This is a genomic window from Sphingomonas sp., from assembly GCF_035714405.1.
Classification (GTDB): Bacteria; Pseudomonadota; Alphaproteobacteria; order Sphingomonadales; family Sphingomonadaceae; genus Sphingomonas.
This window is the reverse complement of record NZ_DASTMA010000012.1, coordinates 1-25,368: the sequence shown is the minus strand read 5'-3', so window position 1 is coordinate 25,368 and position 25,368 is coordinate 1. Positions and strand designations below refer to the sequence as shown.

Genomic DNA, 25,368 nt, shown 5'->3' with positions numbered 1-25,368 from the left:
AGCCAACGCCTTACCGATCATGATCGGATTGCCTCGGCGTCGGGCCCTCACGCCGCGAGCGGGAACCGCAACAGCCGGTTCTCGACCGGCACCAGCGCCTCCGCCCCGCGCCCGACCGCCCGCACGATCGCCGGGTGGCCGGGGTCGAGCCCGCCGGTCAGCGCCCCGAACGCCGGCAGCACCAGCTTGGTCGCGGTCGCCACGAAGCAGCGCCGCGCCACCGCCCGCCCCCGCACCGTGAGGCGAAGCTTGGGGTGGAAATGCCCGCTCAGTTCCGGCCGCGTCTCGCCGGGCTCGGCCTCGTGGCGCAGCACCAGCCCGTCGACCACCGCCGCCGGTGCGAGCTCGCCGCCGCAGCGGTCGGCGATCACCGGATCGTGATTGCCCGTGATCCAGGTCCAGCGCGTGCCGGCCGTCAGCCCCGTCAGCGTCGCCCGCGCGCGCGGCGACAGCCGCTCGCAACCCTCGCCGTCATGGAAGCTGTCGCCCAGGCACCAGACCTCTTCCGCGCCGCACGCCGCGACCAGCGCCTCCAGGTCGGCCAGCGTGGCTTGGCTGTCGTACGGCGGCAGCATCTGCCCCCGCATCGCGAACCAGCTCCCCTTCTCCAGATGCAGGTCCGCGACCAGCAGCGCGCGCCTGGTCGGCCAGAACAGCGCGCCCTGCGGAAGCGCAAACAGCGCCTGCCCACCAAAACAAAACGGGACCATGACCAGCCCTTACGCACGCCAACTCCCGCCACGCAAGGATGATGAACAGGATGGGGCAGGCCGCGTGCCCCAACCTCCGTTCGCCCTGAGTCCTTCCACGGCCTGCCAAGGCAGGCGCGCCCAGGCCAGGCCTAGGCCGCGTCCTGCTGGAACAGTGTGCTGCTCAGCACATGACGGTTCCTGCCGCTCCGCTTTGCCGCATACAGCGCCGCGTCGGCGTCGGCGAGCCAGCGGCTGACGGTGGAGATCGCGCCATCCAGCGGCGCCACCCCGAAGCTCGCGGTGACGCGCAGCCCCGGCGCCGCGGCGATCGTCGTCTGCGCCAGCGTCGCCCGCAGCCGCTCGGCACAGCGCAGCGCATCGGTCGCCGGGGTCTCGGGCAGCAGCACCGCGAACTCCTCGCCGCCCAGCCGACCCAGAATGTCCGTCGGCCGCAGCGCGTCTTCGCAGACCCGCACCACCGTTTTCAGGACTTCGTCCCCGATCGGGTGACCATAGGTGTCGTTCACCGACTTGAAATGGTCGACGTCGAACGAGATCAGCGAGCACGGTCGGCTATAGCGGCGGTGCCGCGCCAGCTCCTGCTCGGCGCGTTCGGTGAACGCGCGCCGGGTCATGGCGCCGGTCAGGTAATCGTTGTTGGCGATGGCGCGCAGCTCGAACTCATCGATCACCAGCCGTGCGAAATTGCCGAGGATCGTGACCTCCGCGGGCGTGAAGTCGCGCGGCCGGGTGTCGATCACGCACAGCGCACCCAGATTGTAGCCGTCGCTCGTCTCCAGCGGCACACCGGCATAGCTGACGATCCTGGGCGCGCCGGTGACGAGCGGATTGGCGGCGAAACGCGCGTCGATCCGCGCGTCGGGCACCACCATCGCCTCGCGCTTGCGGATGGTATGGTCGCAGAACGCCACGTCGCGCGGGGTTTCCCGCTCGGCCAGGCCCTGGATCGACTTGAACAGCTGCCGGTCCTTGCCGATGATCGACACCGCACAGATCGGCACGTCGATCACCGACTTCACCAGCGTCGTGATCTTCTCGAACGCGGGCTCCGGCTCGGTGTCCAGCGCGCAATAGCGCTCCAGCGCGGCCAGCCGCCCCGCCTCGTCGGCAAGCTTGGGGTCAGACATCGGCTTTCTCCCCGGAGAGGATGGTCAAGGTGGCGGACAGCTCGGCGCGATAGGATTCGACCAGCTGGTCGACATGCTCCTGGATCTTCGCCGTGCCCAATCCGGCGCTGCACAGGTTCTCGATCAGCTGCGACAGGTTGCGGTGATGACGCAGCACCGGATCGCGCAGCTCCATCGGCAGCTCAAGCCCGAGATAGGCCAGGTGCGGCGCGGACGGGCCGTCGGATTGAACTGGTTTAAGGCGTACGATCGTGGACGACATGGGCGAGCTTCCTCTCGATCCGAACCTGCCGGAACGAGGTGAAGATTCCGTATGCGCGCCGTCGGCGCGCGCTATCGCCGCCGCGTCGAGGGTTCAGCCGGCAAAGGCCTTCACCAGGTCGAACAGATAGTCCCGCCCCTCGTACAGCGACCGCACCCGGATGCGCTCGTTCAAGCCATGCGTACCGCTGCCGTCGCGGTCGACGAACATGCCGGGCACGCCATAGACCGGCATGCCGATCGCCCCCAGAAACACGGCGTCGGTGGCGCCGGTCGACATCAGCGGCAGGATCGGCAGGCCGGGGAAGTGCTTGGCCGCGGTGGCGCGGATCGGGCCCATGATCTTGGGATCCAGCGTCGGCGGGATCGCGGTCGGGCGCTGCGGCTGGTTGGCGGTGACCGTCACCTTGTCGCCCGCCAGTTCCTGCAGCTTGGCGAGCGTGCCCTCGACGGTTTCGCCCGGAAAGATGCGGCAGTTGACGTTGGCGGTGGCGCGCTGCGGCAGCGCGTTCTCCGCATGGCCGGCGCTCACCCGCGTCGCGACGCAGGTCGTGCGCAGCGTCGAATGCATCGCCTTGTCGCGGCTGACGATCGCATTCGCCGCCGCGTCGTTCGGATCGGCGAGCAGCCGGGTGATCGCCGCGCCGGTCTCCCCGCCCAGCGTCTTCGCGGTCTGGCCGAAGAAGGCGCGCGTGGTATCGGTGAAGCGCACCGGAAAGCTGTATCCTTGTACGCCGCGGATCGCGTCGCCGAGCCGATAGATCGCGTTCTCGGGCACCGGCTGCGAGCTGTGGCCGCCGGGGTTGGTGGCGGTGAAGGTATAGTTCTGCGCCGCCTTCTCGCCGACCTGCACCGCCAGCAACTGCTTGTTTCCCGCGTCGTCCAGCCGCCCGCCGCCGCCCTCGTTCAGGACGAATTCGGCCGCGATCAGCTCCGGCCTGTTCTTGGCCAGCCATTCCGCGCCGTTCCAGGCAAAGGTCGTCTCCTCGCCACAGGTCAGCGCCATCTTGATCGTGCGCTTCGGCTTGTACCCGTCGCGCTTGAAGCGGATCAGCGTGTCCGCCCAGATCGCCACCATCGCCTTCATGTCGACGGTGCCGCGCGCGTAGTAATAGCCGTTCTCTTCGATCAGCGTGAACGGATCGCGCGTCCAGTCCTTGGGATCGGCCTCGACCACGTCGAGATGCCCGAGCAGCAACATCGGCTTGAGCTTCGCGTCGGCGCCGGGCAGCACCGCCACCAGCCCGCCCTCCTTGGGGTGCTCGGGCACGGAGAAATAGGAGAGGTCAGCGTCGGCAAAGCCCGCTGCCTTCAACCGCACGCCGATCTGCGCCGCGGCCTGTGTGCAACTCCCCTGCGACAGCGTCGTGTTGGTCTCGACCAGCTCCTTGTAAAGCCCGAAGAACTCGCGCTGATCCGGCCGCGTCTGCCCGACTGCCGGAGATGCCACCAACGCCGCCGCGATCATCAACCCGAGCTTCATCGCCGTTCCTCCTCAGATAGCTCACCCCCATCCCGTTCGTCCTGAGGAGCCGCTGAGCGAAGCCGAAGCGGCGTCTCGAAGGACATGATCGGGGCTGACGGAGGGAATAGAGCGTGTTTGCCCCGCCCGCGCAACGCCTTACCCAATCGGAGCCACACCCTTTCCCGTTCGTCCTGAGGGCCCACCAGGTCTTGCTGGCGAAGGTGAAGCAATCCGAGCCGCACCCTTTCCCGTTCGTCCTGAGGAAAGGCTGAGCGAAGTCGAAGCCTCGTCTCGAAGGATAGGCGATTCAGCCCGGCAGGAAATCTCGCGGCGGCGCGAAGCGGATCTCGCGGTTGGCGAAATCGATATGGACCTGTTTAAACAGCCGCAGCGCGTCCATGCCGAGCAACAGCGCCGGCGTCTTGCCCACCCCGAACCGCTCGAACGGCGGCACGTCCGAAAATGCGACGGTCAGCCATTTGAACCCGACCCCGCCGATATGCAGCCGGTCGATCGCGAACGCGGTGGTCTTCAGCGTCTCGCCGGTCGCCGACTTCATCTCCATCGGGCCGATCAGCCTGGGGGCTTGCATGATCGCCGCCAGCAGTGCCGAATTGCCGACGCTCACCGCCGATCCGGTATCGATGATCACCGACACACGGACGTCGCGCCAGAATGCCTGGGTGACGATCAGCTGCCCGAACAGCGAGCGTGCCTCGACCACGATCTCGCCCGGCGCGGCGGCGGCGCGACGATTGCGCTTCTTGGCCCGCTTCAGCGTCATTCGCTGCCGGTCGAAGTCGATCGACACCGCGTGGTCCTGCAGCGCGTCGATCCCCAGCATCCCCACCGCCCCCAGGTCGCGCGCGCCCAGCGCGGGCGCGAGGGTCCGCGCGCGCGTGATCGTGCTGACCGCGAGATTGGGCACGATCACGGAGCCGACCCGCGCCGGCCCGGTCATCGCGATCACCCGCACCGGCGGTCCGGCCGCCAGTCCCAACAGGCCCGCCAGCTCGCGGCTCACCACCGTCCGCTCCGCGCCGGTATCGATGATGAACGGCCACGGACCACGCCGGTCGATGGTGACCGGCACCGTCATCCGCCCCGCCTCCGCCCCCAGCGCGAGAACTTCCTCCTCCGACAGCGGCGCCGGCGGTGTAACGGCCTGCGTCGGGTCGGCTGCCACCAGCAAAAGGAGCAGGCTCATCATCGTTTCGATGCTGCGCCCGTCGCGACCCGTTCGCAAGAACCTCAATCCGCCCGCATCGCGTCCGCGATCATCCCCTCCGCCTCGATCAGCAGCGCGTCCTCGGCGCCGCCGCCGGTCGCCACCCGCTCGCGCCCGATCAGCGTCAGCACCGGCACCGCCAGCGGTGTGACGCGCGGCAGATCGACATGCACCATCGTCGCCGCCGCGCGATCGAGCAGCCCCGCGAGCCGTCCGACATCGGTCATCCGCGCCCGCGCATCGTCCCACGCCGCCTGCAACAGCAGGTGCGTCGGCTCGTATTTGCGCAGCACGTCATAGATCAGGTCGGTCGAAAAGGTGACCTGCCGCCCGGTCTTGCGCTTGCCCGGATGCTGGCGCTCGACCAAGCCCCCGATGACGGCCACCTCGCGAAACGCGCGCTTGAGCAGGTGCGATCGCTCCACCCATTCGACGAACTCATGCTCCAGGATGTCGGCGGAGAACAACGCCGCCGGATCGGTCACCCGCTCCAGCCCGAAGCACGCGATCGCATAATCGTTGGCGACGAAGCCCAGCGGCTTCAGCCCGAGATTCTCCATCCGCCGCGTCAGCAGCATGCCCAGCGACTGGTGCGCGTTCCACCCCTCGAAACCATAGGCGACCATATAGTGCCGCCCCTCGCGCGGGAAGGTCTCGACCAGCAGCTGGCCCGGCTCCGGCAGCACCGAGCGGCGCAGCTGCATCTCCAGCCACTCGCGCACGTCGTCGGGAAACCGCCCCCACTCCGCCGGGGTCGCCAGATAGGCGCGCACCCGGTCGGCGAGGCTGGTCGACAGCGGCATCCGCGCGCCGCCATAGGTCGGAATGCGCGCCGGCCGGCTCGACGCGCGCACCACCAGATCCTCCGTGTCGATCCGCTCGACCTCGCAACTCAGCCCGGCGAAGAAGAACGTGTCGCCCGACGTCAGCGTCGCGGCGAAACTCTCCTCCACCTTGCCCAGCGCGCGTCCGTTCTTGAAGCGCACCGTCAGCATCGTCGCCTCGACGATGATGCCGGCGTTGAGCCGATGCTGCGCCACGAACCGGGGATGTGACACCCGCCACAGCCCGTCCTCCTCAGTCAGCCGCTTGAACCGGTCGTACGCCTTCAACGAATAGCCCCCGTCCCGAATGAAGCCGAGCACGCGGTCGAACAATTCGTCGGTCAGCCCCGAATAGGGCAGCGCCCCGCGCAACTCGTCCAACAGATCGTCGCGCCGGAACGGCGCCGCACACGCGCACGCCATGACATGCTGCGCCAGCACGTCGAGCGCGCCGGGGCGGAAGATGTCGGGGTCGAGCTCGCCCGCCTCCACCGCATCGAGCGCCGCGCGGGCCTCCAGATACTCGAACCGGTTGCCCGGCACGACGATCGCCTCCGACGATTCGTCCAGCCGGTGGTTCGCGCGCCCGATCCGCTGCAACAGCCGGCTCGACCCCTTGGGCGCGCCCATCTGGATCACGCAGTCGACATCGCCCCAGTCGACGCCGAGGTCCAGCGAAGCGGTCGCGACCAGCGCGCGCAGCTTGCCGTCCGCCATCGCCTGCTCGACCTTGCGCCGCGCCTCGCGCGCGAGGCTGCCGTGATGGACGCCGATCGGCAGCGACAGCGTGTTCACCTTCCACAGATCCTGGAAGATCAGCTCGGCGAGGCTGCGCGTGTTGCAGAAGATGATGGAGGTGCGATGCGTCTCGATCTCCGCCATCACCTGCTCGGCCGCATAGCGTCCCGAATGCCCCATCCACGGCACCCGCCCCTCGGGCAGCAGGATCGCGATGTCGGGCGCCGCACCCGGCTCGCCGATCACCAGGTCGACCGCGTCGATATCGCCGTCGGGCGCCAGCCAGGCGCGATAGCCGTCGGGGTCCGCCACCGTCGCCGACAGCGCCACCCGCCGCATCGCCGGCGCCAGCCGCTGCAGCCGCGCCATGCACAGCGAGAGGAGGTCGCCGCGCTTGCCGGTCGCGAACGCATGCACCTCGTCGACGACGATCGTCCTGAGACTGGCGAAGATCAGGTCGCTGTCTGGATAGCTGAGCAGCAGCGACAGCGATTCGGGCGTGGTCAGCAGGATGTGCGGCGGCTTCACCCGCTGCCGCGCCTTGCGGTCGGACGGCGTGTCGCCGGTGCGCGTCTCGACCCGTATCGGCAGCCCCAGCTCCTCGATCGGCCCCAACAGGTTGCGCTGGATGTCGATCGCCAGCGCCTTCAGCGGCGACACATACAGCGTGTGCAGCCCATCGGCGGGACACTCCACGAGTTCGGCTAATGTCGGCAGGAACCCCGACAAGGTCTTCCCCGCCCCAGTCGTCGCCACCAGCAAAGCATGGCGCCCGGCGCGAGCGCGGACGAGCATGTCGAGCTGATGCCGGCGAGGCTGCCAGCCGCGCTTGGCGAACCAGTCGGGAAGGGGATCCGGGAGGTCCAAGACCTCTATCTAGTGTCTGCGTCGGCTACGATGAAGCACCTCCCCGGCGGAAGCCGGGGCCCAGTCGGCCGCGCCGGACACAGACATCGCACTTTGTCGGGTGATCGCATCTGGGCCCCGGCTTCCGCCGGGGAGGGATGATCGCCTGCCTCCTCTCGCCTTCTTCCCTGCAAGGGGAGGACCGAACCTCTACCGCTTGTCCGTCGTCTCGTGATCCAGCGGGTCCTTGTACAGCTCGCGCGTCGCCTGTTCGGTGCGCTCGTTCTGCCGCTTGGACCGCTTGTTGTGCAGCATCGCCCAGGCGAGCGCGAAGGCGAGGATCAGCGGTCCGATGACGACCAGGATTTCCCAACCAAAACTACCAGCGCCCATGATGTCCCACTCCGATCCAGTTGGCCCCCCAACGCGACCACAACCGTTTCGCTCCCGCAACCCCCCGTAACCCCCGCGCGTATTCCCCCGATGACGCAACTCGGCGACTGGATCGAACCGCATCCGCACGGCATCTACGTCCGCCCCGCCGACGCCTGGATCGACCCGTCAGAGCCGGCGTCCCGCGCGCTCGTCACCCACGGCCATGCCGATCACGCCCGCGGCGGCCACGGCCAGGTCTGGGCGACCCCGGCGACGCTGGCGATCATGGCCGCACGTTACGGCGAGCAGAACGGCGTACCCGTCGCCTGTGGCGAAACCATCCGGATGGGAGAAGTGGAGGTCGGCTTCGTCCCCGCCGGCCATTGCCTCGGCTCGGCGCAGATCGTGCTCGACTATCGCGGCGAGCGCGTCGTCGTGTCGGGCGACTATAAGCGCCGCCCCGACCCGACCTGCGCACCGTTCGAGCCGGTCCAGTGCGACGTGTTCGTCACCGAGGCGACCTTCGGGCTCCCGGTCTTCCGCCACCCCGACGCCGGTGACGAGATCGACAAGCTGATCCACCGCCTCCACGCCAATCCCGACCGCTGTGTGCTGGTCGGCGCCTATGCGCTCGGCAAGGCGCAGCGCGTCATCGCCGAACTCCGCGCGCGCGGACACGCGGCGCCGATCTACATCCACGGCGCGTTGCAGCGGCTGTGCGACCTCTACGAGGAGCATGGCGTCCGGCTCGGCGAGCTGCTCCCCGCCACCGGCGCTGCGAAGAAGGACGTGGCCGGCCACGTCGTCCTCTGCCCGCCCGGCGCGCTCAACGACCGCTGGTCGCGCCGCCTGCCCGACCCGATCACCGCCATGGCGAGCGGCTGGATGCGCATCCGCCAGCGCGCGCGGCAGAAGAACGTCGAGCTGCCGCTGATCCTCTCCGATCACGCCGACTGGGACGAGCTGACCGACACGCTGCTCGAGATCGCGCCCAGGGAGGTGTGGGTCACCCACGGCCGCGACGACGCGCTGGTCCACTGGTGCATGACGCGGCAGATCAAGGCGCGGCCGCTGCATTTATCCGGGTTTGAGGATGAGGATGATTAACGCAGCCGGCACGCCCGTAGCGTAGCTACGGACGAGACCGGCAAGGCCGGCCGGCGGGTCGCGGAGCGACCCTGTCCGACGTCACGGGATTAACTCCCGTGACGGCCCCGCGACATTGTTCGTTGCGCCACTAGAGCCGTCTGGGCGTGGGGTAACGCACCCACCTCCGTTCGCCCTGAGCGAAGTCGAAGGGCACGTCCGACCAATGTGCTTCGACTTCGCTCAGCACGAACCGCGGTGGTGTTTCCTGACACCGCGGCGAAAGCCGGCCAGCCGACCTCATTTGGCTAAGGCCGGAAACCCCGCGCGAAACCCCGCCACCTTCGGCGCATCCCAGCGCACGATATACGGATGCCCCGGGTTCCGCCGCGCGAAATCCTGATGATACCCCTCGGCCGGAAAGAACTGCCCCGTCTCCACCCGCGTCACGATCGGCGCCCCGAACGTCCGCGCGGCGCCCAGCTGCGCGATATACGCCCGCGCGACCTTCGCCTGCGCCGGCGTCTGCGGGAACACGGCGGAGCGATAGCTCGGCCCGGTATCCGGCCCCTGCCGGTTCAGCTGCGTCGGGTCATGGGCGATCGAGAAGAACACGCGCAGCAGCGTCGCATAGCTGACCTGACGCGGATCATAGACGATCTTGACGACCTCGGCATGGCGCGTCGTCTCGCTCGACACCAGGTCATAGGTTGCGGTCGCACGCGTACCCCCGGCATAGCCCGACTGCACGTCGCGCACGCCCTTGATGCCCTCGAACACCGCTTCCAGGCCCCAGAAACAGCCGCCCGCGAGCACCGCCGTCTGCAACCCGGCGGCGGGCGGAACGTCGACCTTCGCCGCGGGGATCACCCGCGCGCGCTCCGCCTCCGCCGGACCGGTGGACAATGCCGCCGCGGTCAACACCGCGCCGGCGAGCAGCAGCGACCACCCGGCCCTCATCGCGCGGCGATCTCCGTGCGCGCGGGCTCGGCCTTCGGCTCGGTGGCATGCGCCGCCGCCAGCCCGATCGCGCCGAGCGCGAAGCCGGCCACGAACTGCCACAGGAAACTGGATCGGAGACGATGGGCCATGATGTTGCTCGGTTCTTGTTGGCGTACCGACAGCTACGTCCGCCCGGTGCCAAAGGTTGCAGTCGCAAGTCGGCATCGAAAATGCCCCGCGACAATCGATGATATAAAGCGCCGGCGCTTAACGCAGCTTGCGCGCCCCGTTCATCGCCCGTCCGGGTTCGCGCCGCCTCTCGCGCGGGCGGATCAACGAAGTGCCGCGCAGGCTTCCTGAATCCGCTCGCACGCGGTGCGCAGCAGTTCCTCCGATGTCGCGTATGAGATCCGCATCGCCGGCGACAGGCCGAACGCGGCGCCATGCACCGCCGCCACCCGCGCCTCGTCCAATAGATAGCCGACGAACGCTTCGTCGCTGTCGATCACAACGCCCTTGGGTGTCCGCTTGCCGATCAAGGCCGGGAACGAGGGATAGACATAGAAGGCCCCTTCCGGCCGCGGACAGCTCATCCCTGTCGTCTGGTTGAGCATCGACACCACCAGATCGCGACGCGACTGGAACGCCGCCGCCCGCTCCTTCAGGAATCCTTGCGGCCCGGTCAGCGCCGCCACCGCCGCCGCTTGTGCGATCGAGCACGGATTGCTGGTCGACTGCGACTGCAGCTTCGCCATCGCCTTGATCAGCCACGCCGGCCCGCCCGCAAAGCCGATCCGCCAGCCGGTCATCGAATAGGCCTTGGAACAGCCGTTGACCGTCAGCGTCCGCGCGTACAGCTCCGGACACACCTCTGCGATCGTCGCGAACTTGAAATCGTCATAGACGATGTGCTCGTACATATCGTCGGCGAACACCCAGACACGCGGGTGCCGCGCGAACACCTCGCCGAGCGCGCGCAGCTCGGCGACCGTGTAGGCCGCCCCCGTGGGGTTCGACGGCGAGTTTAGGATCACCCACTTGGTGCGCGGCGTGATCGCGGCGTCGAGGACCGCCGGCGACAGCTTGTAGTCCTGCTCCGGTCCCGCCGCGACGACCACCGGCGTCCCGCCCGCGAACTGGACCACATCCGGGTAGCTGACCCAATAAGGCGCCGGTATCACCACCTCGTCGCCCGGACCGACGGTCGCCACGATCGCGTTGAACAGCGTGTGCTTGCCGCCGACATTGACGCTGATCTGCGACGGGTCATAGGTCAGCGCATTGTCGCGCGCGAACTTGGCGGCGATCGCGGCCTTCAGCTCGGGCGTGCCGTCGACATTGGTGTATCTCGTCCGGTTCTCTCGAATGGCGCGGATGCCGGCGTCCTTGATGTGCTCGGGCGTGTCGAAGTCGGGCTCGCCCGCGCCCAGCCCGATCACGTCGATGCCTTGGCGCTGCAGCTCCTGTACCCGCGTCGTCACCGCCAGCGTCGGCGAAGGGCTGATGCGCGCGAGTGCGGCGGACGGCTGCATGAGTTTTGCCCCTGTCGATAGACCCGGCGCCTATAGCGGCGCGGCCGATCCGTTCGCAACCGCAACAAATCGCGGGATCAACCCGCGCGCGATCCGATGGTCGCGGGCAGGAGCCCCCGCAGGGCATTGCCGAGCAGGAATCCGTGGCGCAGGTCGCTGCCCGTCAGCTCGCCCTCCACCGCACGGCTCTGCTCGATCAGTTCGCCGCGCAACACCCCCGGCAACAGCCCGCGCGCGAGCGGCGGCGTCACCAGCACACCGTCGCGTTCGACGAAGATGCTGGTGAAGCTGCCCTCCGTCAGGAACCCGTCACCGTCCTCGAACACCACCTCCGCGGTTCCGGCGCGCGCGCGCGCATCGTCGTAGAAGCGGCGATCGCTGCTCTTGTGCCGCAACCGCCAATCGGTGGACGCGACCGGCAGCGGCACGATGGCGGCCTCCATTCCTGCGACCTTGGCGGGCATCGGCGCGACCTCGATCGCGATCCGCCCCGCCTCCGACAACAACAGCCGCACCCGCCGCGCCTCCCGCAAGCGGAAGGTCGCGGCCTGCAGCTCGTTGCGCGCATGGTGGCGATCGAAGTCAAACCCCAGCGCCGCCGCGCTTGCCCGCATCCGCTCCAGATGGCGCTCGAGCAGCGCGATCCCCTCCAGCGGATCGAATCGCATCGTCTCGATCAGGTCTACCCGCCGCTGCCCCGCCGTCAGGAAGGCGCCCTTGGCCAGCGCCTCGTCCCACTCCTCGTCGGCGCGGCTGTCCGCGATGATGCCGCCGCCCAGTCCCATTGTCGCCGCGCCGTCGTGCACGGTGAGGGTGCGGATCGCCACGTTGAACTGCGCCGATCCACCCAACGCCCCTGGCGCATCGATCCGCCCGATCGAGCCGGTATAGACGCCGCGCGGCAGACCTTCGATCTCGCGCAATGCTGCGATCGCCCGCAGCTTGGGCGCGCCCGTGATCGACCCGCAGGGAAAGGCGGCGGCGAGCAGGTCGACCGCGTCCATCCCCTCCGCCAGCCGCGACGTGACGGTGGAGGTCATCTGCAGCACGGTCGGATAGCGCTCGACCGTGAACAGCTCGGGCACCTTCACGCTGCCCGGCGCCGCGACGCGCGACAGGTCGTTGCGCAGCAGGTCCACGATCATCAGATTTTCGGCGCGCTGCTTGGGGTCGGCGGCCAGCTCTTCGGCCGCGCGCGCATCCGCCGCCGCCGTCGCGCCGCGCCGCGCCGTCCCCTTCATCGGCCGACAGGTGATTGCGCCCGCATCGAGCGCGAAGAACAGCTCGGGCGAAAAGGACAGGATCAGCGCCGCCCCCGTCCACACGATTCCGCCCCACCCCGCCGCCGCCCGCGCGCGCACCGCCGCATACAGCGCCAGCGGATCGCCCAGGAACTTGACCGCCGCCTGAAAGGTCAGGTTGGCCTGGTACATGTCCCCGGCGGCGATCAGGTCGAGCACCGCCGCGATCCGCCGGTCATACGCGTCGCGCGCGATCAGCGGCTCCGGCGCCAGCACCCGCGCGCCCGCCGGATCGGGCAGCAGCGTCGCCACCTCGACCGACTCCCAGCCGTCGAACAGCCCGAACCACAGCAGCGGCGTCGTGCCCGATGCGGGCTCCAGCGACGGCTCGAACGCCGCCGCCGCCTCGTACGACAGGAACCCCGCCGCCGATCGCCCTCGCGCCACGCCCGCCCGTACCGCGTCGAGTGCCGGCCCGACGCCGGCGCTCTCATGGGTCGCCATCACCTCCGCCGGCCGCCGGTACAAACGCGCCGCCGCCCCGCCGTCGCGCGCGTCGTCGAGCAACACGAAGGGTTCGGTCAGGTCGAGCACCGCGCAAGCGTTGCACCGCCGCCCATCGAGGGCAACCCGGACCGTATCGCTCTCCCGTCAGCGGCCACCTGTCCACCTCGCCGGAAGCCGGGCCCGGTTACATGTCGCCAGCAAGAGCAAATCAGCTCCTGGCCCGCCCCAGGACCGCATCCGGATCAAGCAAGGTCAGCCTCGCCCCCTCACCCTCACCTTCCGCGTCGCGCCACCGCCACAGCACCAGGTTCGTGCCCCCCCGGTTCTGCACCGACGGCACCAGCGCCCCTTCCGCCCCCGCCGCGATCAGCTCGTGGGCGAGCTGCCAGCTTGGAGGGGTGCCCTTTTTCAAAGCGAAGATGGTGCGCCAATCGCATGCCACGATCGCAGGCTCCGCTTGCGTCAGGTCGGCTATGGCAGTTGCCTCAACCTCAAAGGCGACCAGCGTACCGGGGCGCACCAGGTCTCGATGCGCCTCCTCGATCGCCGTGGTGTAATCAGCCGATAGGTAGAGTGCGGGCGTACCCATCGGGTTCCAGCGCCCGCCCGTTACATGCGACCCGCTCTCGAACGGGCGGCGCTGCCAACGAACGCCGAGCATCCGCCAATAGCGGCCCGACAGCCGCCGCAGCGCGTCAGGCATAAACGCCCTGTTCCATGCTCTCCAGCGTCCACATCACCGCATCGGCATGACCCTCCTCGACCAGCTCCTCTGCAGTCTTTCCGAACCCGACGATCGGCACGTGCTTGAACCAGATGATCGCCCTTCCCTCATCCCCGGACAATTCCGCCGCACGCGCGATCACGGCGGCGATCTGCCCCAGCTTGGCCTGGATCGCGGGACTCTGCGGCTTGGCCGTCATGGTGTTGCGATTGACGTGCGCCAGCTTGGCGAGCCCCGACATGGGCAGGCGCAGTCGCGCGGCCAGGCGGCGCGGAACGATCAGGTCATGGTCGCGGATGTCATCGAAGAAAGCAGCAAGCATGGGTGCACTCCTTGCCTGATATATGCACTTGCTGCTGCGAGAACACAATCGGTCGCGTTGACGCCGCCACGCGGCCGCGCCATCCCACCGCGATGATCCGACCTCCCTTGCGCGCCGCGATCGTGCCCGTGACGCCGATCCAGCAGAACTGCACGCTGATCTGGTGCACCGCGACCATGCAGGCCGCGGTCGTCGATCCCGGCGGCGACCTGCCGCGCATCCTGGAGGCGGTCGCGCAAGCCGGGGTGACGGTGGAGAAGATCCTGCTCACCCACGGCCATATCGACCATGCCGGCGAGGCAAAGCCGCTCGCCGACCAGCTCGGCGTGCCGATCGAAGGCCCGCACGAGGCCGACCGCTTCTGGCTCGCGCGCTTGGCCGACGACGGGCGCAGTTGGGGCATCACCGGTGTGCCCTTCGAGCCCGACCGCTGGCTGGTGGAGGGTGACACCGTGACGATTGGCGACCTCTCCCTCGACGTCTACGAGACCCCCGGCCACACCCTCGGTCATGTGATCTTCCATCACGCGCCATCCGATTTCGCGCAGGTCGGCGACGTGCTGTTCCAGGGCTCGGTCGGGCGCACCGACCTCCCCGGCGGCGACCATGCGCAGCTGGTCCGCAGCATCACGGGCAAGCTTTGGCCGCTGGGCGACGTCACCTTCATCCCCGGCCACGGCGCCGTCAGTACCTTCGCGCGCGAGCGCCAGCACAACCCCTTCGTGAGCGACGCGGCGCTCGCCTGACGAAGGGCCTCTTTGAAAGCGCTGTCCTACACGCGCCGGCGCTGCCAAGCCTCGGCCAGGACGCTCTTTCTCATCGCCAAGCCGGCCCGCGACTGGGTGCCTCTCGACGAGTGCGCATCACGGCAACTTCGACAACTTCGCGCAACGACCATGACGCCCCTAAAACCGCATTTGACCCTAAACTTTCCCTAAACTTCCGCGCCTCTCACCCCTGCGGCATCACCATTTCGGTCCCTGGTGCCGTCGGTGTCGACCCGGCCTGCGCCGCGATCACCGCCGCCCAGATCGCGAGCAGCAGCTGCACCAGCATGGTGATGCCCGTGCCGCCGCCGCGTCCGACCAGCCAGCCGTCCATGCCCAGTCCGTGCAGCACGCGCGCGACCACGAACAGCAGCGCCGCCGCCCAAAGCCAGTAAGAGGGTCCGACACTGAGCTCGATCGCGAACACCAGCGCCAGCACCACCCACGCGTTCTCGCCGAAATTGGCATGCGCGCGCATCCGCCGGATCACGCGGTCGTTGCCACCGTCACCGACCGACACCTTCTCCGACCGACGCACCTGGCCCACGCGGACCGACAGCCATAGGTTGAGCAGCGCCAGCGCGGCCGCCAACACCAGCGTCACCTGCGGTACGATCAGCAGCATCCGGTTCTCTCCCCCAAAAGCGGGCAGCCTGCCATGTCCCTGTTCGGCTTGCAACGCGGACACGATCCGCTATAGCCGCGCGCTTCGCGACGCGTCCAAACCGTTCGGGACTTGCGCTGCCGGCTCTTGCCGAATCGGTAGCTCCAGCACCCGCGCGGGATGCGTTTGATCACGTTCGACTGATAAGGTGCCGAAATGGCCGTTCCAAAGAGAAAGACCTCGCCCTCTCGCCGTGGCATGCGCCGGTCTCACGACGCGCTGGTCGCGCCGAGCTTCCAGGAATGCCCTAACTGTGGCGAGCTGAAGCGTCCGCACAACCTGTGCAATGCCTGCGGGCACTATAACGGCCGCGAGATCGTTTCGGTCGAGAGCTGAGCCACTAGCCCGACGGGAACGATTGCCCAATGCCCGATCAGTCAACGATCGCCGTCGATGCGATGGGCGGCGATGAAGGACTGGCCGTCATGCTCGCCGGCGTGGCGCAGGCGGCGGGGCGGCATGCGGGCATGCGCTTCATCCTGGTGGGCGACGAGCTACGGGTCGCGGAGGGGCTGAAGAAGCACCCCTCGCTTCTTGCGCATGCAGAGGTCGTCCACGCACCGCAGGTGGTGGGCGCCAGCGACAAGCCGTCGCAGGCGATCCGCCGCGCCAGGACGACCTCGATGGGCATCGCCATCGACCTGGTGAAGAAGGGGCGCGCCGGGGCCGCGGTGTCGTCGGGGAACACCGGCGCGATGATGGCGATGGCCAAGCTCTCCCTGCGCATGTTGCCCGGCATCGACCGCCCCGCGCTCGCGGCACCGCTGCCGACGCTCGGCGCCAACGACGTCGTGATGCTCGACCTCGGCGCGAACACGGAGGTGGACGCCCGCAACCTGGTGCAGTTCGCGGTCATGGGCGCGGCCTATGCGCGCATCATCTTCGACCTGGAAAGCCCGCGCGTGGCGCTGCTCAATATCGGGTCGGAGGATCAGAAGGGCACCGACGTGATCCGCGATGCGGCTCAGGCCTTGCGGGACGCAACGCTCCCCATGACCTTCACCGGCTTCGTCGAGGGCGACAAGCTCGCGCGCGGCGATCACGACGTGATCGTCTGCGACGGCTTTGCGGGCAACATCGCGCTCAAGACCGCGGAAGGCACCGCCCGCTTCGTCGCCGACCTGCTCAAGCGCGCCTTCACCAGTTCGCTCAGGTCGAAGTTCGGCTTCCTCGTCTCGCGGCCCGCGACCCGCCTGCTGCGCGACCATCTCGACCCCAACAACCACAATGGCGCGGTCTTCCTGGGGCTCAACGGCATCGTCGTGAAGAGCCATGGCGGCGCCAGTGCGAACGGCGTCGCCACCGCGATCGGAAACGCCGCCAAGATGGTCCGCGCCGACCTGATCCGCCGCATCGCCGACGATCTCGGCGACTTCAGCAAGCCCGACATCGGGGCCGCCGCATGACCCGTCCTGCCTTGCTCCGATCGGTCGTCACCGGCACCGGATCGGCGCTCCCCGTCCGTCGTGTGTCCAACGCCGAACTGGCCGAGCAGGTCGACACCACCGACGCATGGATCGTCGAGCGCACCGGTATCCGCTTCCGCCACATTGCCGGCGATGGCGAGACCACCGCGACGCTTGCCGCCGACGCCTCGCGCGCGGCCCTTGCTGCCGCCGGCATTGACGCGACCGAGATCGACCTCATCGTCCTCGCCACCGCGACGCCGGATCAGACCTTTCCATCCTCCGCCACCAAGGTGCAGGCGCTGCTCGGCATCCCCGATTGCGTCGCCTTTGACGTCGCCGCGGTGTGCTCGGGCTTCCTCTATGCGGTGCAGGTCGCTGATTCGATGCTGCGCACCGGCATCCACAAGCGCGCGCTGGTGATCGGCGCTGAGACCTTCAGCCGCATCCTCGACTGGGAGGATCGCGCCACCTGCGTCCTGTTCGGCGACGGCGCCGGAGCGATCGTGCTGGAAGGGCAGCAGAGCGACGACAGGCCGACCGCGCGCGGCATCCTGGCCACCCGCCTCCACGCCGACGGCCGCCACAACGACCTGCTCTATGTCGATGGCGGTCCGTCGACCACCGGCACCGTCGGCAAGCTGCGCATGAAGGGTCGCGAGGTGTTCCGCCACGCTGTCGTCAATCTGGCGGCGGTGCTCGAGGAGACGCTCGAACTCGCCGGGCTGACTTCCGCCGATGTCGATTGGGTCGTGCCCCACCAGGCCAATTCCCGCATCCTCGACGCCACCGCGCGCAAGCTGGGGCTGCCGGCCGAAAAGGTGGTGGTGACCGTCGACCAGCACGCAAATACCTCGGCCGCCTCTGTACCGCTCGCGCTCGACGTGGCGGTGCGCGATGGGCGTATCAAGCCGGGACAGCTGGTGGTGCTCGAGGCGATGGGCGGTGGTTTCACCTGGGGGGCGGCGGTGCTGCGCTACTAACCGGCCGCGATTGAAAGGCTTTCCGTTGCCGGTAACCTCGGTTAAGACGGTAAAAGGGAAGGGGGATGTAGGCTGTGCTCATGACCACCGTAGGAACGCTGACGCGAGCCGATCTGGCAGAGGCGTTGCATCGCGAAGTGGGGTTGAGTCGTGCGGACTCTGCCAAGATCGTCGAGCAGGTGCTGACCGAGATGTGCCAGGCGCTGTCGAACGGCGAAAACGTCAAGATCTCCGGGTTCGGTACCTTCGTGCTCCGTGACAAGGGCGAGCGCGTCGGCCGCAATCCCAAGACCGGCGTCGAGGTCCCGATCGCGCCGCGCCGCGTCCTCACCTTCCGGGCCAGCCAGATGATGCGCGACCGCATCGCGGCGGCCAACTGACGCCGATGGCCTCGGCGCCGGCCAACAAGGCGAGCGGCGCGTTCCGGACGATCGGCGAGCTGTCGCGCGAGACCGGGCTGCCGCAGCATATCCTGCGTTATTGGGAACAGCGCTTTCCTCAGCTGCGGCCCCTCACCCGCGCCGGCAACCGTCGTTACTACCGGCCCGAGGACGTGGCACTGGTCCGCCGCATCGACCAGGCGCTCAACCGCCAGGGCTATACGATCAAGGGCGTCCAGCAGCTGCTCGCGACCGAGATGGGGACAGTCGCGGCGACCGAGGCCAATTCCATCGATACGATCCGCGCCATCCGCGACGGCCTGGCGGCGGCGCTGGCGGAAGACTGAAGCTACGGGGCCAACCCGCGTCGCAGGAAGTCCGCCACCACGCCCGCAACTTCGCCGGTCCCTCGGTCCTCTTCCCAGACGCCGTAGCGCAGGCCTAGGAACACGTTCATTCCCATCAGCGCCCAGGCGTGGACCTCCTCAAGGTCGCCACGCACCTCGCCCCGCGTCGCCGCCTCGCGCAGCCTTTGCGCGATGCGATCCGCGGTGGTGGTATAATGGCGGCGAAAGCTCGCCGGATCGACGAACTCGGCCTCGTCGATGATGCGGTAGATCTCCTTGTGCTCGCGCACGAAACCCAGGAAACTCTCCAGCCCCGCGCGTTCGCGATCGATCCCGTCGGCAGCGGCCCGGATCGCCGGGGCGACATGGTCGCGCACCTGCTCGCTCATGTCGCTGACGAGCGCGCGGAAGATCGCGTCCTTGCTGTCGAAATAGGTGTAGAAGCTGCCCAGCGCGACGCCCGCCCGCCGCGTGATCGCGCTGATCGAGGCGAGATGGAAGCCGTCCGCCGCGAACTCCGCCGCCGCGGCATCCAGCAGCGCCCGACGCGTTCGCCGCCCCCGCTCGGTGCGCGGAACCTTGCCGACGTCCCCAGACGCGACCGCCTCTACCACTTTTCGCCTCCCCCGTTAAAGCCAAGTTGAAACCTGGTTCGGGTTTCAGTATAGCCGGGGCAACGCGGTGCACAACCCGAGCCGGAACCGAGCTCGAGATGCCGCAAAAGGGAGGGGATCATGATTCGCATCACCACGCGCGCGCTGCTCATCGCCGGCGCCAGCCTGTTCGCAACGCCGGCCATGGCGCAGGAAACGGCAGCGCAGAGCGATTCCGTCGTGCAGGACCCGCAGGCGGATGCCGGCGCCGGCATCGGCGACATCGTTGTTACCGCGCGGCGGCGGGAAGAATCGCTCCTCGACGTGCCGATCGCCGTCACCGCCTTCACCGGTGCGCAGCTGGAGGCGCAGGGCGCGATCGACATCACCGACATCTCCAACGTCACGCCCAACGTGACGATCGAGGTGTCCCGCGGCACCAACTCGACGCTCAGCTCCTTCATCCGTGGCGTCGGCCAGCAGGATCCGGTGCCGGGGTTCGAGGCCGGCGTCGGCCTGTACCTGGACGACGTGTACCTCAACCGCCCGCAGGCATCGGTGCTCGACATCTATGACGTCGAGCGGGTCGAGGTGCTGCGCGGGCCCCAGGGCACGCTCTACGGCCGCAACACGATCGGCGGCGCGATCAAGTACGTCACCCGCCGCCTGCCCGACCAGTTCGAGGTCAAGGCGCGCGGCACCTATGGCACCTACAACCAGCTCGACGGCATCCTCAGCCTGTCGGCGCCGGTCGGGCCGTTCCGCGTCGGCGCATCGGTGGCGAAGCTGACCCGGGACGGCTTCGGCAAGAACATCAATCTCGGCATCGACAATTACGAGAAGGACGTGCTCGCCGCGCGCGGCACGATCGAGTTCACCAGCCCCGACAGCCGGCTGTTCATGCGGCTGACCGGCGACTTCACCGACGACACTTCGAACGCGCGCAACGGCCATCGGCTGATCCCCGGCTTCCTCAGCGGCGCGCCGGTGCTGGAGGACGAATACGACACCCGTGCCGGGCTCAACTCGCCGCGCAACGACGTCGAGTCCGGCGGCGTCTCTTTGACCGTCAATGCCGAGTTGAGCGACGCCTTCACCTTCCGCTCGATCAGCGCCTTCCGCAAGGACCGCAGCTTCACGCCGATCGACTTCGACGCGCTGCCCACCGTCGATGTCGACGTCCCCGCCGTCTACCGCAACGAGCAGACCAGCCAGGAATTCCAGCTGCTCTACGAAAGCGAGCGGGTGAACGGACTGGTCGGCTTCTACTATCTCGACGCCAAGGCCGCGACCAAGTTCGACGTGATCCTCGCCACCACCGGTCCGCTGATCGGCATTCCGCTCGCCTCAGGGTTCGGCCAGCAGACCGCCGGCCGGGTGACGACCGACACCTGGTCCGCCTTTGCCGACTTCACCTTCGACCTGACGGACCAGTTCAGCGTCTCGGGCGGCCTCCGTTACACGAGCGACGACCGTGGCAGCTATATCTTCAAGGCCAATCGCATTGGCGGCGCCGACCCGGAGTTCGGCGGCACGGGTACCAATTTCGGCGCACCGATCACCAACTTCCGCGGCACCGCCAAGTTCGAGAAGTGGACGCCACGCGCGTCCGTCTCGTTCAAGCCGACCGATGATGTGATGCTCTATGCGTCCTATTCGAAGGGCTTCAAGGGCGGCGGCTTCGATCCCCGCGGCAGCGCCAACGTCGCGGCGATCGACGTCAACCGCGACAAGGTTTTCAGCTATGCTGAGATTTACGACTTCTTCCTGTTCGAGCCCGAGGAGGTCGACAGCTACGAGGTCGGTCTGAAGGGTTCGGCCGCGAACGGGGCGGTCACCTTTGCGCTCACCGGCTTCTACGCCGACTACAAGAACGTCCAGATCCCGGGCTCGATCGGGATCGACGCCAATGGCGACGGCGTGTTCGAGGGCTTTTCGGGCGTTACCACCAACGCCGCTTCGGCCAAGTTCAAGGGGCTGGAGCTGGAGACCAACGCCCGTTTCGCCCGCGGCTTTGCCGGCGAGGGCAGCCGCATGACGCTGAACGGTACGCTCGGCTATATCGACGCCAAGTACGACCAGTTCGTCGGCAACCTCGGCACCGACGTGTCCAACATCACCGACATCCAGAACACGCCGACCTGGACCGCATCGGCTACGCTGGGTGCCGTCGCATCGGCGGGCGACGGTACGCTGAACTTCAGCACCACCGTATCCTATCGCAGCAAGACGCAGCAATTCGAGTATCCCAGCCCCTATCTCGACCAGGAGGGCTATGCGCTGTGGGACGCGAACCTGGTCTATACCTTCGGCGACTCCGACCGCTTCTCGATCGGGGTGCACGCCAAGAATATCCTCGACAAGCGCTACAAGACGTCGGGCTATCAGTTCCTCGCCACCAGCCCCACCACCGGCCTGCCGATCATCAACGCCGCCGGGAACCCGACCCCGTCACTGGGCCGCGAGGGCATTGCAACGGTGTTCTACGGCAACCCCAGGCAGGTATTCGGGACGATCGGTTTGAAGTTCTGATGGCCCGCTTCCAGCCCTCTCCCGCAAAGGCGGGAGAGGGCTGGAACGCTCACCGCTCCCGCGTCGCCGCGAACGTCACCTGCGGATAGCGTTCCGCGACATAGCCCACCTCCCACGCGCTCTTCGCCAGGAACACGGGATTGCCGTCGCGGTCCTTGGCCATCGCGGTGCGGTTGAGGTCGGTGAACGCCTTCAGGTCTGCCGCGTCGCCTGTCACCCATCGCGCGGTGTCGAACGGTGCGGGCTCCAGCCCGGCGGCGACCTTGTACTCCGCGTCGAGGCGGCTGAGCAGCACGTCTAACTGCAATTGCCCCACCACGCCGATGATCCAGTTCGATCCGATTTCGGGATAAAAGACCTGCGTCACCCCCTCTTCGGCCATGTCGTCGAGCGCCTTGCGCAGCTGCTTGGTCTTGGTCGGGTCCTTCAGCACGACCCGGCGCAGGATCTCCGGCGCGAAATTCGGCAGCCCGGTGATCCGCACGCCCGGGCGCTCGGACAGCGTGTCACCTACGCGCAGCGTCCCGTGGTTGGGAATGCCGATGATGTCGCCCGGAAACGCCTCGTCAGCCAGTTCGCGGTTCTGCGCGAAGAACAGAATCGGCGAATGCACCGCGATCGGCTTGCCGCTGCCCGACGGCGTCAGCTTCATGCCACGCTTGAACACCCCCGAGCACAGCCGCATGAACGCGATCCGGTCGCGGTGGTTGGGGTCCATATTGGCCTGGACCTTGAAGATGAAGCCGGTGACATCCTTTTCGTCGGGCTGCACCGGCGCGGGGTCCGCTGGCTGGGGGCGGGGGCTCGGCGCGAACTCGGCGAGCGCGGCGATCAGCTCGGCGACTCCGAAATCCTTTAGCGCCGACCCGAAATAGACCGGCGTCAGGTCACCGTTGCGATACGCCTCGGCATCGAACGCAGGATAGCCCATCTGCGCCAGCTCGATCTCCTCGGCGAAGCGCTCAGGCAGGACAACATCGGTCTCGATCTTGCCGAGAAAGGCGCGGCTGTCGCCCTCGGGGCGGCTGACCTTGCCGGTCGCGAGTTCCTGCACGCCCTCGAATTCGCCGCCCATCCCGATCGGCCAGCTCATCGGGCAGACGTCGAGCGCGAGCATGTCGGCGATCTCGTCGAGCAGCTCGAACACCGGGCGCCCTTCGCGGTCGACCTTGTTGACGAAGGTGATGATCGGGACGCTGCGCAGCCGGCACACTTCGAACAGCTTGCGGGTCTGCGGCTCGATCCCCTTCGCGGCATCGATCACCATCACCGCCGAATCGACCGCGGTCAGCGTGCGGTAGGTGTCCTCGCTGAAATCCTCGTGCCCCGGCGTGTCGAGCAGGTTGAAGGTGATGCCGTCGCGTTCGAACGTCATCACCGACGATGTTACCGAGATCCCGCGCTGCTGCTCGATCTTCATCCAGTCCGATCGTGCGCGCCGGGTCTGTCCGCGCGCCTTCACCTCGCCCGCGAGATGGATCGCTCCGCCGAAATAGAGCAGCTTTTCGGTCAGCGTCGTCTTGCCGGCGTCGGGATGCGAGATGATCGCGAAGGTGCGGCGGGGGGATTGGGTCATGTCGTCTCTTCGTCATGCCGGACTGGTTCCGGCATCCACCGCGCCGCGCATGTGCGGCCGGTGCATCGGCGGAGGGGTGGATGCCGGGACGGGCCCGGCATGACGGGTTGCTACGGCACCAGCGTCACGCTCATCCTGATCAACTTCTCGCCACCGACGGGAACGATGAACACACCCGGCTTGTCGCGAAACTCGCCGGCATAGCTCTCGGGATCGGCGATGCCGTGCCATGGCTCGACACAGACATATGCCGCGCCGGGCTTGGTCCAGATGCCGAGCATCGAGGTGTCCGGGAATGCGATATCGAGCCGTGGTCCGGCCGGCGCACCATAGGTGACGTGGTCCGACCGTACATCGTCCCAGACCAGCGCGTCCTTCTCGAACAATGCGTCGGCAAGATGGAGGATGCGGCCGTCGAGCGGCGTTTCGCGGGTCGCACCGGCAATTGTGCCGTCGCCCGCGATCGCCTTCAGCCGATCGGGCTCATCCGCCGCGAAGATGATGCGATGCGCATCGCGATCCTGGCCGTAGGGCAAGGGCCAGGCGAACGCCGGGTGGAACCCGAAGCTTGCAGGCATCTCGACGTCACCGCGATTGGCGATCGTCGCCTCGATCGCCAGCGTCGGCCCGTCGATGCGGAAGCCGACCGCCAGTTCGAACGCGAATGGGTAGCTTGCGCGGGTCTCTTCGCTTTCCGCGAGCACGAATCGCGCCTGGTTCGCGCCTACCTCCGCCACCGCGAACCGCGACCGCCGTGCGAAGCCGTGCTTCTTCATCGGGTACGCGACGCCGTCGACACGGATGGTCTCGCGGCTCGGCATGCCGACCACCGGGAACAGCAGCGGCGCGCGTCCCGTCCAGAACGCCGGATCGGCGTCGGTCATCAGCTCGCGCCCCTCGACGTCGCGCAGACTCGACAGCTCGGCGCCGACCGGGTCGATCGCGGCGCTGAGCACACCCGAGGCGATGCGAACCAGCTCAGCCACGCAATGTCGCCCCTTGCTTGGTCGCCGCAGCCACCACCTTGTCCGCGATCGCCTTCAGCTCGGCCTCGGTGAAGCTCTTGTCGCCGGGCTGCAGCACGATCTCGACCGCGACCGACTTCTCGCCGTCGCGCTCGAACACGTCGAAGATCCTCGCGGCGACGATCGCTACCTTGTCGGCGCCCCTGACCGCGCGCACCAGCGCATCGGCGTTGAGCCCTGCGGGCACCACGAACGCGAAGTCGCGCCGCACCGCCTGCAACGCCGGCGGCGCATAGGCGGGGCGCATGAACCCCGATGCGCGCTTGGGCGGGACCGCATCGAGGTACAGCTCGACCGCGGCAACGGGGCCGTCGATGGCGAACGCCTTCAGCACATTGGGGTGCAGCATCCCGAACGCTGCCAGCACCGTCTTCGGGCCGAGCCGGAGCGTCGCCGACTGGCCCGGGTGCCAGGCGTCGCCGGCCTCCCCCATTACCTGGAGATTGTCGACCGGCGCCCCTGCGGCGGCGAGCAGCGCCAGCGCTTCCGTCTTGGCATCGAACGCGTCGAACGCCGCAGCCTTGCCGTCGCGCCACCCGCGCCCGCGACGCTCACCCGCGAGCACCGCGCCAAGCGTCGGGTGTTCGCCCTCGCGCAGATAGCGACGCCCGATCTCGAACAGCCGCACCGCGGTGGCGCCACGGCGCAGGTTGCGCGCGGTCGCCGACAACAAGCCCGGCAGCAACGACGGGCGCATCACCTTCAAGTCCTCGCTGATCGGGTTGGCGAGCGTCCACGCGCCGCCACCGAAGGGCTGTGCCTCCGCCTCGGACAGGAAGCTCCACGTCACCGCCTCGTCGAGCCCGCGCGCCGCCGCGGCACGGCGGACCCGCCGCTCGCGCTTCTGATCGGGGGTCGCGGTCGGCCGGGCGACGCCGGGCAGGCGCGGCAGCGGGGTCGACGGGACGTTGTCGATCCCCTCGATCCGCACGACCTCCTCGACCAGGTCGGCGGCGCCGTCGACATCGCGGCGCCAGGTCGGCACCGTCACCGGCCACGCGCCCTCGATGGTCGCGAACAAGGCGTCGGAGAACGCGTCCGGACGCTGGATCGCGCCGACCGAAAAGCCGAGCGACAGCAGGATCCGCGCCTGCCGCTCGGGCGCGACGTGGAGCCCGGCGAGCTCGGTGCAGAGCCGCGGGTCGTAGCTGACGATGCTATCCT

The 25,368-nt window shown here is 68.3% G+C and carries 25 protein-coding genes and 1 pseudogene; 8 read left to right on the top strand and 18 right to left on the bottom strand.

Annotation, left to right across the window (positions count from 1 at the left end):
• Nucleotides 1–47 precede the first annotated feature (47 nt).
• The 7 genes from pdeM to VFQ64_RS04665 all read right to left on the bottom strand — a co-directional run bounded on the left by pdeM (nt 48) and on the right by VFQ64_RS04665 (nt 7,595).
• Nucleotides 48–710: a ligase-associated DNA damage response endonuclease PdeM gene (gene pdeM, locus VFQ64_RS04695; RefSeq protein ID WP_325102142.1), complete on the bottom strand. Its 663-nt coding sequence runs from the start codon at nt 708–710 to the stop codon at nt 48–50.
• A gap of 131 nt (nt 711–841) precedes the next feature.
• Entirely contained in the window at nt 842–1,840 is a 999-nt protein-coding gene (locus VFQ64_RS04690) for a sensor domain-containing diguanylate cyclase (protein WP_325102141.1), read from the bottom strand.
• A complete protein-coding gene (locus VFQ64_RS04685) occupies nt 1,833–2,102 on the bottom strand; it encodes a hypothetical protein (protein ID WP_325102140.1) in 270 nt (89 codons plus the stop codon). The genes VFQ64_RS04690 and VFQ64_RS04685 overlap by 8 nt, the downstream gene beginning before the upstream one ends.
• Before the next feature lie 93 nt (nt 2,103–2,195).
• Entirely contained in the window at nt 2,196–3,584 is a 1,389-nt protein-coding gene (locus VFQ64_RS04680; RefSeq protein ID WP_325102139.1) for a M20/M25/M40 family metallo-hydrolase, read from the bottom strand.
• Nucleotides 3,585–3,873: 289 nt separating this feature from the next.
• Nucleotides 3,874–4,773: a retroviral-like aspartic protease family protein gene (locus tag VFQ64_RS04675; RefSeq protein ID WP_325102138.1), complete on the bottom strand. Its 900-nt coding sequence runs from the start codon at nt 4,771–4,773 to the stop codon at nt 3,874–3,876.
• A 44-nt stretch (nt 4,774–4,817) separates the two neighbouring features.
• Complete coding sequence (locus VFQ64_RS04670) at nt 4,818–7,223, bottom strand: ligase-associated DNA damage response DEXH box helicase (protein WP_325102137.1); 2,406 nt, start codon at nt 7,221–7,223, stop codon at nt 4,818–4,820.
• Nucleotides 7,224–7,412: 189 nt separating this feature from the next.
• Nucleotides 7,413–7,595 (bottom strand): hypothetical protein, encoded by a 183-nt coding sequence (locus VFQ64_RS04665; protein ID WP_325102136.1) that lies wholly within the window; start codon nt 7,593–7,595, stop codon nt 7,413–7,415.
• Between the two features lie 90 nt (nt 7,596–7,685).
• Between VFQ64_RS04665 and VFQ64_RS04660 the strand changes: the two genes are divergently transcribed.
• Nucleotides 7,686–8,684, top strand: a complete 999-nt coding sequence (locus VFQ64_RS04660; protein WP_325102135.1) for a ligase-associated DNA damage response exonuclease — start codon at nt 7,686–7,688, stop codon at nt 8,682–8,684.
• A gap of 279 nt (nt 8,685–8,963) precedes the next feature.
• Here VFQ64_RS04660 and msrA read toward each other — a convergent pair whose 3' ends face one another.
• From msrA to VFQ64_RS04630, 6 genes are all read right to left on the bottom strand, one after another.
• Complete coding sequence (gene msrA / locus VFQ64_RS04655; RefSeq protein WP_325102134.1) at nt 8,964–9,623, bottom strand: peptide-methionine (S)-S-oxide reductase MsrA; 660 nt, start codon at nt 9,621–9,623, stop codon at nt 8,964–8,966.
• Nucleotides 9,620–9,754 (bottom strand): hypothetical protein, encoded by a 135-nt coding sequence (locus VFQ64_RS04650; RefSeq protein WP_325102133.1) that lies wholly within the window; start codon nt 9,752–9,754, stop codon nt 9,620–9,622. The genes msrA and VFQ64_RS04650 overlap by 4 nt, the downstream gene beginning before the upstream one ends.
• 183 nt (nt 9,755–9,937) lie before the next feature.
• Entirely contained in the window at nt 9,938–11,137 is a 1,200-nt protein-coding gene (locus tag VFQ64_RS04645) for a pyridoxal phosphate-dependent aminotransferase (RefSeq protein WP_325102132.1), read from the bottom strand.
• 77 nt (nt 11,138–11,214) lie between these two features.
• Nucleotides 11,215–12,972: an aminodeoxychorismate synthase component I gene (pabB, locus tag VFQ64_RS04640; RefSeq protein ID WP_325102131.1), complete on the bottom strand. Its 1,758-nt coding sequence runs from the start codon at nt 12,970–12,972 to the stop codon at nt 11,215–11,217.
• Nucleotides 12,973–13,093: 121 nt separating this feature from the next.
• A complete protein-coding gene (locus VFQ64_RS04635; RefSeq protein ID WP_325102130.1) occupies nt 13,094–13,588 on the bottom strand; it encodes an RES family NAD+ phosphorylase in 495 nt (164 codons plus the stop codon).
• Complete coding sequence (locus tag VFQ64_RS04630) at nt 13,581–13,931, bottom strand: hypothetical protein (protein ID WP_325102129.1); 351 nt, start codon at nt 13,929–13,931, stop codon at nt 13,581–13,583. Before VFQ64_RS04630 ends, VFQ64_RS04635 begins: the two co-directional genes overlap by 8 nt.
• 92 nt (nt 13,932–14,023) lie before the next feature.
• Here VFQ64_RS04630 and VFQ64_RS04625 point away from each other — a divergent pair, with 92 nt between their 5' ends.
• Entirely contained in the window at nt 14,024–14,677 is a 654-nt protein-coding gene (locus VFQ64_RS04625; protein WP_325102128.1) for an MBL fold metallo-hydrolase, read from the top strand.
• 205 nt (nt 14,678–14,882) lie between these two features.
• On the opposite strand, the gene VFQ64_RS04620 is transcribed toward VFQ64_RS04625, so the two are convergent.
• Entirely contained in the window at nt 14,883–15,386 is a 504-nt protein-coding gene (locus tag VFQ64_RS04620) for an MAPEG family protein (RefSeq protein ID WP_325102127.1), read from the bottom strand.
• Nucleotides 15,387–15,518: 132 nt separating this feature from the next.
• Here VFQ64_RS04620 and rpmF point away from each other — a divergent pair, with 132 nt between their 5' ends.
• The 5 genes from rpmF to VFQ64_RS04595 all read left to right on the top strand — a co-directional run bounded on the left by rpmF (nt 15,519) and on the right by VFQ64_RS04595 (nt 18,478).
• Nucleotides 15,519–15,698 carry a 50S ribosomal protein L32 gene (gene rpmF / locus VFQ64_RS04615; protein ID WP_325102126.1) on the top strand — a complete coding sequence of 60 codons (180 nt, stop codon included), beginning with the start codon at nt 15,519–15,521 and terminating at the stop codon, nt 15,696–15,698.
• A 29-nt stretch (nt 15,699–15,727) separates the two neighbouring features.
• On the top strand, nt 15,728–16,768 hold the full coding sequence (plsX, locus tag VFQ64_RS04610; protein ID WP_325102125.1) for a phosphate acyltransferase PlsX: 1,041 nt from the start codon (nt 15,728–15,730) through the stop codon (nt 16,766–16,768).
• A complete protein-coding gene (locus VFQ64_RS04605; protein WP_325102124.1) occupies nt 16,765–17,751 on the top strand; it encodes a beta-ketoacyl-ACP synthase III in 987 nt (328 codons plus the stop codon). The genes plsX and VFQ64_RS04605 overlap by 4 nt, the downstream gene beginning before the upstream one ends.
• 80 nt (nt 17,752–17,831) lie before the next feature.
• Nucleotides 17,832–18,131 (top strand): integration host factor subunit alpha, encoded by a 300-nt coding sequence (locus VFQ64_RS04600; RefSeq protein WP_325102123.1) that lies wholly within the window; start codon nt 17,832–17,834, stop codon nt 18,129–18,131.
• A gap of 5 nt (nt 18,132–18,136) precedes the next feature.
• Nucleotides 18,137–18,478 (top strand): MerR family transcriptional regulator, encoded by a 342-nt coding sequence (locus tag VFQ64_RS04595; RefSeq protein WP_325102122.1) that lies wholly within the window; start codon nt 18,137–18,139, stop codon nt 18,476–18,478.
• Between the two features lie 2 nt (nt 18,479–18,480).
• Here the strand turns inward: VFQ64_RS04595 and VFQ64_RS04590 are convergent, their stop codons facing one another.
• Nucleotides 18,481–19,092, bottom strand: coding sequence for a TetR/AcrR family transcriptional regulator (locus tag VFQ64_RS04590; RefSeq protein ID WP_325102121.1), 612 nt, complete (start codon nt 19,090–19,092; stop codon nt 18,481–18,483).
• A 120-nt stretch (nt 19,093–19,212) separates the two neighbouring features.
• Between VFQ64_RS04590 and VFQ64_RS04585 the strand changes: the two genes are divergently transcribed.
• The gene (locus VFQ64_RS04585) at nt 19,213–21,603 is read left to right on the top strand and encodes a TonB-dependent receptor (RefSeq protein ID WP_325102120.1); all 2,391 of its coding nucleotides are present in this window, start codon (nt 19,213–19,215) and stop codon (nt 21,601–21,603) included.
• Between the two features lie 49 nt (nt 21,604–21,652).
• Here the strand turns inward: VFQ64_RS04585 and VFQ64_RS04580 are convergent, their stop codons facing one another.
• The 3 genes and pseudogenes from VFQ64_RS04580 to VFQ64_RS04570 form a co-directional block, all read right to left on the bottom strand.
• A complete protein-coding gene (locus VFQ64_RS04580; protein WP_325102119.1) occupies nt 21,653–23,179 on the bottom strand; it encodes a peptide chain release factor 3 in 1,527 nt (508 codons plus the stop codon).
• Between the two features lie 110 nt (nt 23,180–23,289).
• A complete protein-coding gene (locus VFQ64_RS04575; RefSeq protein ID WP_325102118.1) occupies nt 23,290–24,165 on the bottom strand; it encodes an aldose 1-epimerase family protein in 876 nt (291 codons plus the stop codon).
• Nucleotides 24,158–25,368: pseudogene (locus VFQ64_RS04570) on the bottom strand (phenylalanine--tRNA ligase subunit beta); the annotation flags it as partial. The gene VFQ64_RS04575 and the pseudogene VFQ64_RS04570, both read right to left, overlap by 8 nt.

Excerpts from the sequence above, each read along its gene's own strand:
- pdeM (WP_325102142.1), bottom strand. The coding sequence starts at position 710 with ATGGTCCCGTTTTGTTTTGGTGGGCAGGCGCTGTTTGCGCTTCCGCAG.
- VFQ64_RS04690 (WP_325102141.1), bottom strand. The coding sequence starts at position 1,840 with ATGTCTGACCCCAAGCTTGCCGACGAGGCGGGGCGGCTGGCCGCGCTG.
- VFQ64_RS04685 (WP_325102140.1), bottom strand. The coding sequence starts at position 2,102 with ATGTCGTCCACGATCGTACGCCTTAAACCAGTTCAATCCGACGGCCCG.
- VFQ64_RS04680 (WP_325102139.1), bottom strand. The coding sequence starts at position 3,584 with ATGAAGCTCGGGTTGATGATCGCGGCGGCGTTGGTGGCATCTCCGGCA.
- VFQ64_RS04675 (WP_325102138.1), bottom strand. The coding sequence starts at position 4,773 with ATGAGCCTGCTCCTTTTGCTGGTGGCAGCCGACCCGACGCAGGCCGTT.
- VFQ64_RS04665 (WP_325102136.1), bottom strand. The coding sequence starts at position 7,595 with ATGGGCGCTGGTAGTTTTGGTTGGGAAATCCTGGTCGTCATCGGACCG.
- VFQ64_RS04660 (WP_325102135.1), top strand. The coding sequence starts at position 7,686 with ATGACGCAACTCGGCGACTGGATCGAACCGCATCCGCACGGCATCTAC.
- msrA (WP_325102134.1), bottom strand. The coding sequence starts at position 9,623 with ATGAGGGCCGGGTGGTCGCTGCTGCTCGCCGGCGCGGTGTTGACCGCG.
- VFQ64_RS04650 (WP_325102133.1), bottom strand. The coding sequence starts at position 9,754 with ATGGCCCATCGTCTCCGATCCAGTTTCCTGTGGCAGTTCGTGGCCGGC.
- VFQ64_RS04645 (WP_325102132.1), bottom strand. The coding sequence starts at position 11,137 with ATGCAGCCGTCCGCCGCACTCGCGCGCATCAGCCCTTCGCCGACGCTG.
- VFQ64_RS04635 (WP_325102130.1), bottom strand. The coding sequence starts at position 13,588 with ATGCCTGACGCGCTGCGGCGGCTGTCGGGCCGCTATTGGCGGATGCTC.
- VFQ64_RS04630 (WP_325102129.1), bottom strand. The coding sequence starts at position 13,931 with ATGCTTGCTGCTTTCTTCGATGACATCCGCGACCATGACCTGATCGTT.
- VFQ64_RS04625 (WP_325102128.1), top strand. The coding sequence starts at position 14,024 with ATGATCCGACCTCCCTTGCGCGCCGCGATCGTGCCCGTGACGCCGATC.
- rpmF (WP_325102126.1), top strand. The coding sequence starts at position 15,519 with ATGGCCGTTCCAAAGAGAAAGACCTCGCCCTCTCGCCGTGGCATGCGC.
- plsX (WP_325102125.1), top strand. The coding sequence starts at position 15,728 with ATGCCCGATCAGTCAACGATCGCCGTCGATGCGATGGGCGGCGATGAA.
- VFQ64_RS04605 (WP_325102124.1), top strand. The coding sequence starts at position 16,765 with ATGACCCGTCCTGCCTTGCTCCGATCGGTCGTCACCGGCACCGGATCG.
- VFQ64_RS04600 (WP_325102123.1), top strand. The coding sequence starts at position 17,832 with ATGACCACCGTAGGAACGCTGACGCGAGCCGATCTGGCAGAGGCGTTG.
- VFQ64_RS04595 (WP_325102122.1), top strand. The coding sequence starts at position 18,137 with ATGGCCTCGGCGCCGGCCAACAAGGCGAGCGGCGCGTTCCGGACGATC.
- VFQ64_RS04585 (WP_325102120.1), top strand. The coding sequence starts at position 19,213 with ATGATTCGCATCACCACGCGCGCGCTGCTCATCGCCGGCGCCAGCCTG.
- VFQ64_RS04580 (WP_325102119.1), bottom strand. The coding sequence starts at position 23,179 with ATGACCCAATCCCCCCGCCGCACCTTCGCGATCATCTCGCATCCCGAC.